We start from the raw sequence: 13,042 nt of genomic DNA, 5'->3' as shown, positions 1-13,042 counted from the left end.
CGACCCGGCTCGACCCCCTCCCCGCACGGGGCCGGCGCGCCCGGCCCCGTGCTTCCACGGCCCCAGGAGACGACATGACCGACATCCGGCAGACCACCCAGGACGCCGACGACGTGCAGCCCCCCGCGCCGCGCGCCGACGCCGACCGCGGCGCCGGGGCGGGAGCCCCCGCCGCGGAGACCCCGGCCGCAGAGACCGCCGCCGCAGAGACCGCCGCCGTCGATCCGCTCGAGGAGGAGGGCGAGATCGCGGCCGACTACCTCGAGGAGCTGCTGGACACGGCGGACCTCGACGGCGACATCGACATCGAGGTCCGCGACGGTCGCACCTACCTGTCGGTCGTCGCCGACGGGGACGACGTCGAAGGCCTGTCGGCGCTGGTCGGCGAGGACGGCGAGGTCCTGGAGGCCCTCCAGGAGCTCCTGCGCCTCTCCGTGCTGGCCGCCACTGACCGGCGCTCCCGCCTGGTGCTCGACATCGGCGGCTACCGGCTCCGCCGGGCCGGTCAGCTCCAGGACCTGGCCCTGGCGGCCGTGCGAGAGGCACAGGAGACCGGGGAGCGCGTGCACCTCGACCCCCTGTCCGCCTACGAGCGCAAGATCGTGCACGACGTGGTCGCCGAGCAGGGTCTCGTCAGCGAGTCCGAGGGCGAAGGGGCGGCACGGCACATCGTCGTGTCCGTTCCGCAGGGCTGATGGCCGAGGAGCCGCGCCCCTCCCCCGCTCCGCAGGACCCGCCGGTCCCGGACGAGCAGGAGCGGCGCGCCGCCGAGCGGCTGTTCGGCGAGCGGCTGCCGCTGGCGGAGCGCTACGTGGCGCACCTGGCGTCATCCGGCATCGTCCGGGGGCTCATCGGCCCGCGGGAGGTGCCCCGGCTGTGGAGCCGGCACGTGCTCAACTGCGCCGTGGTCGAGGAGCTCATCGCGACCGGCGCCCGCGTGGCCGACGTCGGATCGGGCGCAGGTCTGCCCGGGCTGTGCCTCGCCCTGGCCCGGCCCGACCTGCAGATCACGCTCATCGAGCCGCTGGAGCGGCGCGTGCAGTGGCTGGACGAGGTCGTGGCCGACCTCGGGCTCACGAACGTGCGTGTGCTTCGGGCCCGGGCGGAGCAGGCCCGGGACGATGTCGGAGAGGTGGACGTGGTCACCGCCCGCGCGGTCTCGGCCCTGGTGGGCCTCGTGGACATCACCCTGCCGCTGCTGCGCGGCACCGGAGAGCTGCTCGCCCTCAAGGGCCGTTCCGCGGCGGACGAGGTGCGCAAGGCGCAGAAGAAGCTGAACCGGCTCGGCGCCCGGTCCACCGAGATCGTCCCGGCCGGGGCCGACCTGCTCGAGGAGCCCACCACGGTGGTGCGGGTCCGGCTCTGAGCACCGCCGCCTGCTCCGCGCGGTGTCGGCGGTAGGCTGGGAGGAGTGTGCCACGGTCGGTGCGCCGAGCTCGGCCACGGGTCGACGGCAACCTGACCTGCGGCGCGGTCCCAGGCACCCCTCCCCCGCGGGAGGCGTGCTCCGACGGAACGAGTTCGAGACGAACCGGGAAGGTGCGCAGTCAGATGCCGATCGACGACGGCGCGGGAAGTCCGCGAGGCTTCGACGCCGAGTTCCCCCCCGATCCGCTTGATCAATCGATCAAGGTTGTTCCTGATCGGGGTACTCGTGTTTCACGTGAAACGGACGGACAGCTGCCCAAAATGACCACAACGATGGCGGAGGACACGCCGCTGGGGAGGAAGCTCGTGGAGGAGACCAGGCGACGCGCCAGGCTGAAGAAGGTCCAGCTGGAGAAGCCCGCCGCAACGCGGATCTTCACGATCAGCAACCAGAAGGGCGGCGTGGGCAAGACGAGCACGTCGGTGAACATCGCGGTGGCCCTCGCCCGACAGGGGCAGAACGTCCTCGTCATCGACAACGATCCCCAGGGCAACGCGTCGACGGCCCTCGGCGTGGAGCACCACTCCGAGGTCGACAGCACCTACGACGTGCTCATCGACGAGATGCCCATCGCTGACGCGGTGAAGCCGTCCGCCGAGGCGGACAACCTCTGGGTCGTCCCGGCCACCATAGATCTGGCCGGCGCGGAGATCGAGCTCGTGTCCATGGTGGCGCGCGAGCACCGGCTCCGCCGGGCGCTCGAGGCGTACGCGAAGCAGCGCGAGGCCGACGGTCTGGAGCGGCTCGACTACGTCTTCATCGACTGCCCGCCGAGTCTCGGGCTGCTGACCCTCAACGCGTTCGTCGCGGCCACCGAGGTCCTGATCCCCATCCAGTGCGAGTACTACGCGCTCGAGGGGCTCAGTCAGCTGCTCAAGAACATCGAGATGATCCAGAAGCACCTGAACCCCGAGCTGTCGGTGTCGACGATCCTGCTCACCATGTACGACGGTCGCACCAACCTCGCGTCGCAGGTGGCCGAAGAGGTGCGCAACCACTTCCCCGCCGAGGTCCTGGAGACCATGATCCCCCGCTCCGTGCGCATCTCGGAGGCGCCGAGCTACCAGCAGAGCGTCATCAGCTACGACCCCAGTTCCACGGGGGCGCTGTCCTACCTGGAGGCGGCGGCCGAGATCGCCCAGCGCGCCCAGCGCTGACGGAGCGGCCCCGGGCCATTCCTCGGCCACTCCCCCGCCCGACGCCCGTCTCCTTCTGGAGGCGGGCGTCCTGCTGTTTCCGTCCCGCGCGGCGCGCAAGGGACCCACCGTTCCACGTGAAACGGTACGTCGGAACGCGCGGCTCGGCTAGAATTGTCCGGATTGCCGGGCGAGGGAGAGGAACATCGTGAGCGAACGACGACGTGGACTGGGTCGAGGTCTGGGGGCGCTCATTCCGAGTGCACCCGCTGCCGAGGCCCCGGTGAAGGAGGAACAGGGCGCGGACGTCGGCCCGGCTCCGGTGCCGTCGACGAGCGCGGAGGACACGTCCCGGAAGGACGCGGCCCGCACGGATGTTTCACGTGAAACGACGTTCGCCGAAGCCGCACCCGCACGTGCTGAGAATTCGATCGACCAGCCGGACGCAGCAACTGGTACTTCGACGCAGCGGCCCTCAGCCGGCGGAAAGCCAGCCACCAGGACCCGGACCACGTCGAAGGCCGCCACGCGTCCCGCTGGCGGGACCGCAGAAGCAGACGACGTCCCCGAGCAGCCCGGGTCCGCCGAGCCGGCGAAGCGGTCGGCTGCCGGGGGGCGGAGCAGGACTGTCAGCCCTGCGGCGCGGCAGAAGGCCATGAAAGCGCGGATGGACATGGGCGAGGCCCTGCGCAATACGACACTCGTCAGCCGGCCCTCCGACATGTTCTTCCTGCCATCGGCCGGTGCCCCGGACGCCGCGCCGGCGTCTGACTCCGGGGAGACGTCGTCGACGACGACGGAACCCGGTCCAGGGAACCGGGCCGGCGTTTCACGTGAAACATCGAATCCGAAGGAGGCTCGCCCGTCCGAGGAGGACGTCGAGGCCCCGTCCGGGGGGCGCAGCCGAACCGCGGCGGGGCCGGAGCAGCAGCGACTCGATGTCTCCCCGGTCGGCCCCGCCGCCGCGGGCGATGCGCCGGAGGTGACAGGTGATTCCGGCGCAGGAGAGGCGACCGAGGCGACCGCCGTGACGGACCGTCCCGCTTCCGGTACGTCCGCGGGCGATGTTTCACGTGAAACGGACGCGGCGGTCGAGGAGTTGGCGGCGGTGCCCGGCGCCACGTTCGCCGAGATCCCGGTCGCGGCCATCCACCCCAACCGCAAGCAGCCCCGTCAGGTGTTCGACGAGGAGGAGCTCGTAGAGCTCGCGTACTCGATCGGCGAGCTCGGTGTGCTGCAGCCAATCGTGGTGCGACCCACCCGCGAGGAGGGGGAGCAGTCGTACGAACTGGTCATGGGCGAGCGGCGGTGGCGTGCCACCCAGCGCGCCGGGCTGCCGACCATCCCGGCGATCGTCCGCGAGACGGCGGACGACGACCTGCTCCGGGACGCCCTGCTCGAGAACCTGCACCGCAGCCAGCTGAACCCGCTCGAGGAGGCCGCGGCCTACCAGCAGCTGCTGGAGGAGTTCGGCGCCACGCAGGAGGAGCTGTCCCGGCGCATCGGCCGATCCCGCCCCCAGATCAGCAACACGATCCGTCTGCTCCGGCTGCCGCCGCTCGTCCAGCGCCGTGTGGCCGCCGGCGTGCTTTCCTCGGGGCACGCCCGCGCCCTGCTGTCCCTGGCCGATCCCGCGCAGATGGAACGACTCGCGCAGCGGATCGTGGCGGAGGGGCTCTCGGTCCGGGCCACGGAGGAGGCCGTGCAGCTGACGGAGACGGGGGAGCGCAAGCCGCAGCGGGCGGCCGCCCCGGCCGGGCGCAACAAGGAGCGGCTCGACTACATCGCGGAGGCGTTCTCCGACCGCCTGGACACGAGCGTGCGGATCGCCCTGGGCGCCCGCAAGGGCAAGATGACCATCGAGTTCGCCTCGGTGGAGGACCTGAATCGCATCATCGAGGTGCTGGACCCCGGGATGGACCGCACCTAGACCACCGATCGCACGGAAGAGCCCCGGTGTTTCACGTGAAACACCGGGGCTCTTCCGTGCGCCGGGTCTGCCCGGCGGGGCGGTTCAGCGTCCGTTGTACTTGGCGACGTCGTCGACGCTCATGGTGCCCGTGGGCACGTCGTCCTCCGCGAGCAGGAACATGCGCTGCAGACCGAAGACGACGGCCTCGGCCAGGTGGTTCCGGTGCTCGGGATCGGCGAGGGCGGCCCGGTCGGCAGGGCTGGACAGGTAGCCGAGGTCGAGCCAGATGGTCGGCGCGTCCTGGGAGCGCAACAGGTCCCACTGCCGGGCGTGGGTGCCGAGATCGAGCGCCCCGGTCCGGGCGACCATCTCCTTGAGCACGAGCACCGCGGCCCGTTCGCCGATGGGGGAGTAGATCTCGGAGCGGTCCTGCTCGCCCCAGTAGTAGGAGGCGACACCGCCGGCGGCGGGGGAGGCGTTCCAGTCGCAGTGCAGGGTGACCACCACGGAGTCCGTCCGGCTCCCGGCGACGGCCTCCCGGGTGGAGTCTGCGGTCCGCACGGGCACGCCGCGGCGGTCGTGGAGCTTCCGCCCGGGCGAGACCACCGAGGGGTCGGCACCGATCTCGTGCAGCAGCTCGGAGGCGCGGACGGCGACGTCCCGGGTCACCTCGTCGGCGCGGTCGCGGAAGTCCGGCGCCGCCGAGGCCGGCGGCTGCTGACCCGCTGCCCCGGACGGGACCAGCACCACGGAGCGGCCGCGCAGGGCCGAGGTAGCCCGTTCCAGGCGGTGGTACTCGCGCAGCGAGAAGGCCTTGGAGGACGTGATGTTCTTGTTGATCCGGGCGAGCGCGGCGATGGTCTCGCGGTCCACCACTCCGGTGGCCCCGAGACCCAGACTCTGCTGGAGCTCCATGACCGCGTGGTGCGTGCTGCTGCCGAACACCCCGTTCAAGTGTCCGTAGTAGAAACCCAACCGCGAGAGGTTGTGCTGCAGCATGCTGACGTCGTCGCCCCGGAGCGGGTGGTCGTCGTCGGCGTAGAGCGGGCGGTCACCGAGGGCGTACTGCGCCTCGTTGAGGCACCGGTCCGTCTCCGGGCCCACCAGACCGTCCACGATGAGCCCGCGCTCCTGCTGGAAGGCGCGCACGGCGGCGTCGACGTGGTCGTCGAAGTAGGAGGGGTTGTTGACGTCCTGCGGGGCGAGGTAGGCCACGGTGACGCCGGCCCGGAGCAGCCGCTCCCGCAGGCTGACCACCCGGCGGCTCGTCATGGTCCGGCGCAGCATCGGTTCGGTGTCGTCGTTGTTCACGGGTGTCCCACGGGTCGGAGGGGTCGGCGTGGCGCCAGGACAGCGGCTCGTCCGCCCCTCCCCGACGGGGGAGGGGCGGACGAGCCCGGGGTGTCGCGGATGTCGGGGGTCCGCTCAGTTCCCGGGAACGAGGTAGTCGGCGAACTCCTTCTCGAGGGCGCTCTTCGGCTTCGCACCGATGGCCTTCTTGACCACCTCGCCGCCGGAGAAGAGGTAGATGGCGGGGATGGACGTGATGCCGTACTGGGACGCCACGGCGGGGTTCTCGTCCACGTTCAGCTTCACGACCTCGACGGCGTCGGCGTGCTCGGCGGCGATCGCGTCGAGGACCGGGCCGACCATGCGGCAGGGGCCGCACCACTCGGCCCAGAAGTCCACGATGACGGGCTTGTCCGATTCGAGGACCTCGGTGCGGAAGTCGGCGTCGGTGACGTTCTTGGCGGCGCTCATGTTTCTCCTTGTCCGGGTGCCGGGCGCGCGGTCGGCGTGCCCGGACCGCTCTGGGTGACGTGGTGCGGAAGGCGGATCTGGTTCGATTATGGCCCATGCCGGTCCGGGCGCCGGCGGCGCCCGGACCGGGACGGCTCAGCTGTGCAGGACCGAGCGGTCGTGCAGGGCGGCGAGGTAGTGCTCGGTGTCGACGGCGGCGACGCATCCGGAGCCCGCCGCCGTGATGGCCTGGCGGTAGGTGGCGTCCACGACGTCGCCCGCCGCGAAGACCCCGGCGAGGCTCGTGGTGGAGCTACGGCCGTCCACGGCGATGGTGCCGTCCACGGTGAGCTCGAGCTGGTCCTTGACCAGGGCGGTGCGGGGATCGGAGCCGATGGCGACGAACAGCCCCGTCACGGGCAGCTCCGAGGTCTGGTGGGACTCCGTGTCACGGACGGTGACGGAGCGGACCTTGTCCTCGCCGTTGATGCCCACGACCTCGGCGTTCCACAGGACCTCGATCTTGGGGTCGTCGAAGGCGCGCTGCTGCATGATCTCGGAGGCGCGGAAGCTGTCCCGGCGGTGGATGATCGTGACCTTGGAGGCGAAGCGGGAGAGGAACGTGGCCTCCTCGAGGGCGGAGTCGCCGCCGCCGACCACCGCGATGTGCTGCTCCTTGAAGAAGAAGCCGTCGCAGGTGGCGCACCAGCTCACCCCGTGGCCGGAGAGCCGCTTCTCGTCCGGCAGGCCGAGCTCCCGGTACGCGGAGCCGGTCGCGAGGATCACGGCGTGGGCGCGGTGCACGGAGCCGTCCTCGAGGGTCACGGTCTTCACCTCGCCCTCGAGCTCGAGGGCGACGACGTCCTCGTAGCGGATGTCGGCGCCGAAGCGCTCCGCCTGCTGCTGCATGTTGGACATCAGCTCCGGGCCCTGGATCCCGTCGATGAACCCGGGGTAGTTCTCCACCTCGGTCGTGTTCATCAGCTCACCGCCCGCGGTCACGGACCCGGCGAAGACGATGGGGTGGAGGTTGGCGCGCGCCGCATAGACGGCCGCGGTGTACCCGGCGGGGCCGGATCCCACGATGATCACCTCGTGGACGGTCTCGTCGTCCGCGCCGGCCTTCGGCTCGCCGGTCGAGGGGACGAGGTTGAGGGCGTTGATCACGGGACCGAAGTCGGGGCTCACTGTTCTGCAGACCTTCCGTACAGGGAGCGGCCGGGCACGCCGACCGCAGGGACCACTGGCACAACGGGGCGCGCGCGGCGGATATTCCGGTGCCGGACCCGCCCCGGCGGGTCCGGCGGGGGGAGCGGGGCCCTCAGTCGAGCTGGATCTCGCCGATCCGCAGGCCGTGGTTGAACCCGGCGATGGGGTTCGTCAGCTGCGGCAGCTGCGTCCAGTTCACGATCACGTACTGCTGGTCCTCGTCCTGGGCGGCCGCGGCGAGCGGAACCGTGATCTCCGGGCCCGTGAAGGAGCCGGAGGCCACCTGGTCGGCGCCGTCCAGGCTCGGGGTGTCGTTGACGTACACGTCGAACATCCCGCCCGAGCCGGCCGACTGGCTGAGCCTGAGCGTCTCCACGGGCGCGGGCTCCTCGAGCTGCACGGCGAGGCCGACGCTCGGCGTCCGGTTGCCGAAGTTCGGGTCGGAGAACCCGTAGCTGATCCAGTAGGTGGACGGGTTGCCGTCGACGATCTGGCCCAGCTGCGCGTCCTGGTCGGCCATGAAGCCCGGGTCGGTGGGCACCACCCGGGTGACGGCGCGGGGCTCCGGCTCGGCGGCCGGGGCCTCCGGCTCGGGGCTGGGCTGCACCTGCTCCGCCCCGGCCTGCTCCTCGGCCGGCGCGCTCACGGCGGGCTCAGGGCTCTCCGAGCCGGCGAAGAGTCCGCCCAGCCGGTCGAAGCTGAACACCACGGCACCGATCAGCAGGGCCAGGAGCAGGAGCAGGAGCAGCAGCAGGCCCCGGCCGCCCTTCTGCGGCCGGTCCGCGGTCGCCTCCCGGCGCGGCGGCGCGGCCGCGGCCGCCTCCTCCGGCCCGTGGGGCGTGTCCGGGTGCCCGTCGTCGTAGTCGTCGTAGCTGTCGTAGCGGTTGTCGCCGTCGTAGCCCGGGTCGATGTCCGTCCCGGCCGTGCGGACGGCCGAGGCCGCCGTGCCGCTCGCCGCCGCGCGGTCGAAGAGGGTCGAGCGGGTCGAGGTGGCGCTGACCCGCACCGGCCGGCCGAGACGGGTGCGCACCGAGGGGGCGGGCGCGGCGTCGTCGTACGAGTCGTCGTCCCGCCACCGGGTGACCTTGGGCTGGGGGGCCGCGCCGCCGAGGTCGTCGGAGGCCTCGGTCGCGACCACGGGGGTCGGGCTGGTGGGGTCCGGCTCGTCGTACACGTAGGACCCGGGGCCGCTGCCGCGCGGGGCGCCGAAGATGTCGTCGCTGAGGGACTCGTCCTCGACGTCGTCCGGCTCCACGAGCAGGGAGTCCAGCATGTCCGCGGCCGGGGTGTGCGAGGTCACGAGGTAGGTGTGCGCCTCCGCCTGGCCCAGGTCCAGGATCTGGAAGGGGGCGCCGATGCTGCCGTTGGCCATGGAGCGGGCGTTCTCCACGAGCAGGGACGTGTGCCGCTCCGCGGGCAGCAGGATCGACACGCGGCGGCCGAGGATCTGGTCCTGTCCCTCGAGCACGCGGTCGCCCTCGGCGGTGGCCAGCACGTCGGTGACGACCTTGTAGCGGCCGCCGAGGACGGAACCGAGCTTCATCGGTGCGGGCACGTTGGCTCCCTGGGGGTCGGGAATCCGCGGCGGGGGCCGGAATTCGCGGGCGGGGGTGGCCGGCGGGGCAGAAGGGGTGTTCCTGACCCACGTCACCGACCACTCAGCACTTTACCGGTCCCGGCCTCCCGCGGCCGAGAGCCTCGTCACACGGCCGGTCCGAGCGCTCGGTCCGGGCGCCCGGTCCGCCCGGTCGGGGCGGTCAGCGGCCGAGGCGCGCGAGGAGCGGGCGCACGAGGCTGTCGAGCTCCCGGACGCGGCAGAGCTTGAGGGCGCCCAGGTAGGCGATCCCCATGACGGTCCCGCCCGCGGCGACGGTCGCGATCGCCGTCAGCTGGTTGGTCCAGGGGAAGCCGGCGGGGTCGTATCCGCCGAGCAGGACCAGGGCCACGGCACCCACCGCGCCGGCGAGCAGGGACGCCACGAGGATCCGGGCGTGGGAGTCCACGATCCGGGCCACGTCGTAGTCCCCGATCCGGCGGACCAGGACCACGTGGTAGATCAGCGCGCTCAGGACGTTCTGGGCCGCGTAGCACGCGGCGACCGCGAAGACGATGAGGTCCGGCGGGACGAACGACCAGATCAGCAGCGCCGAGACCACGGTGAAGAGGGCGACGCCGACCTGCACGAGGAACGGGGTGCGGGCGTCCTCCTGCGCGTAGAACGCCCGGCCGAGCATGAAGGACACCGACATGAAGGGCGCGCCGATCGCGATCACCGTGATCACCTGGCCGACCACGGCCCCCGCGGAGGGGACGCCGCCGCTGAAGAGCATGCCGAGGGGGCCGGCGAAGACCACGAGGGCGACGGTGGCGAAGACCGTCGCCACCCCGGTGATGCGCAGGCTCGAGGACAGGGACGCGACCATCCCGGCCCGGTCCCCGTCCGTCGAGGCGGCGGCCATCCGGTTGAACAGCACCGTGGCGATGGACAGCCCGATCACCCCGTGCGGGAGGGAGTACAGCATCGAGGCCTGGTTGAGGGCCGCCACGCCCGCGATCTGCTGCGGCGGGTCCATCGCGAGGTACTCCGGGCGGTAGCCGGTGGGGATCGCCGCGACCTTGGTCAGGGTCAGGAACGCCAGGTTGGCGAGGACCCCGGTGGCGAGGGTCCAGCCCGCGAGCCGCGCCGCGGTGGAGAGGCCGATGCCGCGCCAGCCGAACTTCGGGCGCAGTCCCAGCCCGAGCCGGCGCAGCGGCCAGAACAGCACGAGGGCCTGGGCCGCGACGCCCACCGTGGCCATGGCCGCCAGCCAGAAGGTCTTGGCCGGGGACCAGTTCTCGAGGGTGTGCACCGTCTCGGCGTACGCCCCGAACTGCTGGACGAACACGAGCAGCGCGGCGATGGCCACCACGTTGTTGACCACCGGCGCCCACATGTACCAGCCGAAGGCGCCGCGGGCGTTCAGGACCTGCCCCACCACGGTGTAGAGGCCGTAGAAGAAGATCTGCGGGAACGTGAACAGCGCGAACGTCAGCCCGAGCGAGAGCTGCTCCTCGGTCCAGTCGGTGCCCATGGTCCGGATGATGGGTCCCGCCAGCAGCACCACGACCGCCGTCACCCCCAGCAGGGCGAGCACGGCGAGGGTGAGCAGGCGGGCGATGTAGTCGGCCCCGCCGTCGTCGGCGGTCCTGGAGGCCTTGATGATCTGCGGCACCAGGACGGCGTTGAAGATGCCGCCCGCCACGAGGACGTAGATCAGGTTCGGCAGCGTGTTCGCGAGCTCGAAGACGTCGGAGACGGTCGTGATGGAGCCGATCGCCACCGTGATGAGGACCGTCTTGACGAACCCCAGCGCGCGGGAGACGAGCGTGCCCGAGGCCATGATGGCGCTGGAGGCCGCGCCCGAGCGGCGGGCCGGGGCCGCCGGGGTGCCCTTCCCGGCCGGCCCGGAGGGCTCCGCGGTCTCAGAGCTGGTGGATGATGTATTCACGGGCGATGTCGGCGATGCGCCGTTCGTTGGGGAAGGAGAGCTTCCGGCCGAGGTCGTCGATGTTCACCCAGGCGACGTCCACGGCCTCGTGGTCGGGGTCGTTGTCCGTGGTGAGGTGACCGCCCGTGGCGCGCAGCAGGAAGTGGTGCACCGTCTTGTGCACGCGGTGCCCGGAGACCGTGAACCAGTAGTCGATGCTGCCCAGCGGGCTCAGCACCTCACCGGCGATGCCGGTCTCCTCCTCGATCTCGCGGATCGCGGCTTCCTCGTTGGACTCCTCGCCCTCGGGGTGGCCCTTGGGCAGGCACCACTCGAGGCGCCCGCCGCGGTTGATCCGGGCGATGATGGCCACCGGGTGGGAGGGCGCGCCGAGGTCGACGACGATCCCGCCGGCGGAGACTTCCTCGACCGTGGGCAGCGCAGCGGCCGGCGCGGTCGGCCGCTTCTTCGGTGCGCTGGGTACGGGGAAAGCCATGTCTCCTACCTTGCCACAATCGCCCGGGCTCCCGCCGGAGCGGGGGAGGGGCTCCGGCGGTCGGTTCCGGCGGGGCCGCGGCGGCCGGGTCCGCGCCCCGGGGTCTGGAACAATGGGCGGCACCATGACGCAGCTCCCCGACGCCCACGCGATCCACCCCGCCGCCCTCGACCTGGGGCGGCGGTTCTCCGCCGCCGGCCACGAGCTCTCCCTCGTGGGCGGGCCCGTGCGGGACCTCTTCCTCGGCCGGCCCTCCCTGGACCTGGACTTCACCACCGACGCGACTCCCGAGGAGACGCTCGCCGTGGTCACGGGGTGGGCGGACGCGGTGTGGGAGATCGGCCGCGCCTTCGGGACCATCGGGATGCGCCGCGGCGACGTCCAGCTGGAGGTGACCACCTACCGGGCCGAGGCCTACGACGCGGACTCCCGCAAGCCGCAGGTGGCCTTCGGCGACTCCCTCGAGGACGACCTGTTCCGCCGCGACTTCACCATCAACGCCATGGCGCTGCGGCTGCCCGGCCTGGAGCTCGTGGACCCGCACGGCGGGATCAAGGACCTGCACGCCCGGGCGCTGCGCACCCCGGGCGCCCCGGAGGACTCCTTCTCGGACGACCCCCTGCGCATGATGCGCGCCGCCCGCTTCGCGTCCCAGCTCGACGTCGAGGTGGCGCCCGAGGTGCGCGCGGCCATGACCGGCATGGCGGAGCGCATCGCGATCGTCTCGGCCGAGCGCGTGCGGGAGGAGCTCGTCAAGCTGGTCTGCGGGCGCCGGCCCCGCCGCGGCATCGACCTCCTGGTGAGCACGGGGCTCGCCGAGGTCGTGCTGCCCGAGGTGCCCGCGCTCCAGCTCGAGACGGACGAGCACCACCGGCACAAGGACGTCTACCAGCACTCCCTGACCGTCATGGAGCAGGCCGCGGCCCTGGAGTCCGGTCCGGACGGCCCCGTGCCCGGGCCCGACTTCGCGCTGCGCTTCGCCGCGCTCATGCACGACGTCGGCAAGCCCGCGACCCGGCGCTTCGAGGAGTCCGGTGCCGTGAGCTTCCGCCACCACGAGGTGGTGGGCGCGAAGCTCACGGCCAAGCGGATGCGGGCCCTGCGCTTCGACAACGACACGATCAGGACGGTGGGCCGGCTGGTCGAGCTGCACATGCGCTTCTACGGCTACGGGGACGCCGAGTGGACCGACTCCGCCGTGCGCCGCTACGTCCGGGACGCCGGGGAGTGCCTGGAGCGGCTGCACCGGCTCACACGGGCGGACGTGACCTCCCGGAACCGGCGGAAGGTGGCACGGCTCGCCGCCGCCTACGACGACCTCGAGGCGCGGATCGAGGAGCTCTCCGCGCGCGAGGAGCTCGACGCCGTGCGACCGGAGCTGGACGGCGAGCGGATCATGGCGGTGCTCGGCATCCCGCCGGGGCCGGCGGTGGGCCGGGCCTACAAGTTCCTGCTGGACCTGCGCCTGGACGAGGGGGAGCTGGGGCCGGAGGAGGCCGAGCGGCGGCTGCGGGCCTGGGCCACGGACACCCTGTGAGCCCCCGGTCCGGCGCCGGCGCCGCCGGGAACACCCTCTGCTGCCCCTGGAGTGCATATATCGGTCGAGGTATATCTTCCGACCCCGCCGCGGTCCTCCTGGCCGGGGTCGGGGTC

General features: G+C 72.2%; 11 protein-coding genes. 5 read left to right on the top strand and 6 right to left on the bottom strand.

The window, feature by feature from the left end:
• Window positions 1–74: 74 nt before the first annotated feature.
• The 4 genes from ACP7CD_RS11170 to ACP7CD_RS11155 all read left to right on the top strand — a co-directional run bounded on the left by ACP7CD_RS11170 (window position 75) and on the right by ACP7CD_RS11155 (window position 4,495).
• Window positions 75–695, top strand: coding sequence for a protein jag (locus tag ACP7CD_RS11170; RefSeq protein ID WP_017835068.1), 621 nt, complete (start codon window positions 75–77; stop codon window positions 693–695).
• Entirely contained in the window at window positions 695–1,366 is a 672-nt protein-coding gene (rsmG, locus tag ACP7CD_RS11165; protein WP_336650545.1) for a 16S rRNA (guanine(527)-N(7))-methyltransferase RsmG, read from the top strand. Before ACP7CD_RS11170 ends, rsmG begins: the two co-directional genes overlap by 1 nt.
• Before the next feature lie 323 nt (window positions 1,367–1,689).
• Complete coding sequence (locus ACP7CD_RS11160) at window positions 1,690–2,586, top strand: ParA family protein (RefSeq protein ID WP_109268899.1); 897 nt, start codon at window positions 1,690–1,692, stop codon at window positions 2,584–2,586.
• 700 nt (window positions 2,587–3,286) lie between these two features.
• The gene (locus tag ACP7CD_RS11155) at window positions 3,287–4,495 is read left to right on the top strand and encodes a ParB/RepB/Spo0J family partition protein (RefSeq protein ID WP_419720447.1); all 1,209 of its coding nucleotides are present in this window, start codon (window positions 3,287–3,289) and stop codon (window positions 4,493–4,495) included.
• Between the two features lie 84 nt (window positions 4,496–4,579).
• Here ACP7CD_RS11155 and ACP7CD_RS11150 read toward each other — a convergent pair whose 3' ends face one another.
• The 6 genes from ACP7CD_RS11150 to ACP7CD_RS11125 form a co-directional block, all read right to left on the bottom strand.
• Window positions 4,580–5,788: a peptidoglycan-binding protein gene (locus ACP7CD_RS11150; RefSeq protein WP_323632756.1), complete on the bottom strand. Its 1,209-nt coding sequence runs from the start codon at window positions 5,786–5,788 to the stop codon at window positions 4,580–4,582.
• A gap of 114 nt (window positions 5,789–5,902) precedes the next feature.
• Window positions 5,903–6,238: a thioredoxin gene (gene trxA / locus ACP7CD_RS11145; RefSeq protein WP_017835063.1), complete on the bottom strand. Its 336-nt coding sequence runs from the start codon at window positions 6,236–6,238 to the stop codon at window positions 5,903–5,905.
• Window positions 6,239–6,373: 135 nt separating this feature from the next.
• Window positions 6,374–7,405, bottom strand: a complete 1,032-nt coding sequence (gene trxB / locus ACP7CD_RS11140; RefSeq protein WP_017835062.1) for a thioredoxin-disulfide reductase — start codon at window positions 7,403–7,405, stop codon at window positions 6,374–6,376.
• Window positions 7,406–7,538: 133 nt separating this feature from the next.
• Complete coding sequence (locus ACP7CD_RS11135) at window positions 7,539–8,981, bottom strand: hypothetical protein (protein WP_109221580.1); 1,443 nt, start codon at window positions 8,979–8,981, stop codon at window positions 7,539–7,541.
• Between the two features lie 202 nt (window positions 8,982–9,183).
• Window positions 9,184–10,806 (bottom strand): murein biosynthesis integral membrane protein MurJ, encoded by a 1,623-nt coding sequence (murJ, locus tag ACP7CD_RS11130; RefSeq protein WP_426120302.1) that lies wholly within the window; start codon window positions 10,804–10,806, stop codon window positions 9,184–9,186.
• Between the two features lie 82 nt (window positions 10,807–10,888).
• Window positions 10,889–11,389, bottom strand: coding sequence for an NUDIX domain-containing protein (locus ACP7CD_RS11125; RefSeq protein ID WP_017835060.1), 501 nt, complete (start codon window positions 11,387–11,389; stop codon window positions 10,889–10,891).
• 124 nt (window positions 11,390–11,513) lie between these two features.
• Between ACP7CD_RS11125 and ACP7CD_RS11120 the strand changes: the two genes are divergently transcribed.
• The gene (locus tag ACP7CD_RS11120) at window positions 11,514–12,926 is read left to right on the top strand and encodes a CCA tRNA nucleotidyltransferase (RefSeq protein WP_426120215.1); all 1,413 of its coding nucleotides are present in this window, start codon (window positions 11,514–11,516) and stop codon (window positions 12,924–12,926) included.
• Window positions 12,927–13,042 lie beyond the last annotated feature (116 nt).

Source organism: Kocuria sp. LHG3120, from assembly GCF_049897445.1.
GTDB lineage: Bacteria > Actinomycetota > Actinomycetes > Actinomycetales > Micrococcaceae > Kocuria > Kocuria rosea.
This window is presented reverse-complemented; position numbering and strand designations above follow the sequence as displayed.

Coding starts and splice junctions, on each gene's coding strand:
- ACP7CD_RS11170 (WP_017835068.1), top strand. CDS start 75: ATGACCGACATCCGGCAGACCACCCAGGACGCCGACGACGTGCAGCCC.
- rsmG (WP_336650545.1), top strand. CDS start 695: ATGGCCGAGGAGCCGCGCCCCTCCCCCGCTCCGCAGGACCCGCCGGTC.
- ACP7CD_RS11160 (WP_109268899.1), top strand. CDS start 1,690: ATGACCACAACGATGGCGGAGGACACGCCGCTGGGGAGGAAGCTCGTG.
- ACP7CD_RS11155 (WP_419720447.1), top strand. CDS start 3,287: ATGTTCTTCCTGCCATCGGCCGGTGCCCCGGACGCCGCGCCGGCGTCT.
- trxA (WP_017835063.1), bottom strand. CDS start 6,238: ATGAGCGCCGCCAAGAACGTCACCGACGCCGACTTCCGCACCGAGGTC.
- murJ (WP_426120302.1), bottom strand. CDS start 10,806: ATGGCCTCGGGCACGCTCGTCTCCCGCGCGCTGGGGTTCGTCAAGACG.
- ACP7CD_RS11125 (WP_017835060.1), bottom strand. CDS start 11,389: ATGGCTTTCCCCGTACCCAGCGCACCGAAGAAGCGGCCGACCGCGCCG.
- ACP7CD_RS11120 (WP_426120215.1), top strand. CDS start 11,514: ATGACGCAGCTCCCCGACGCCCACGCGATCCACCCCGCCGCCCTCGAC.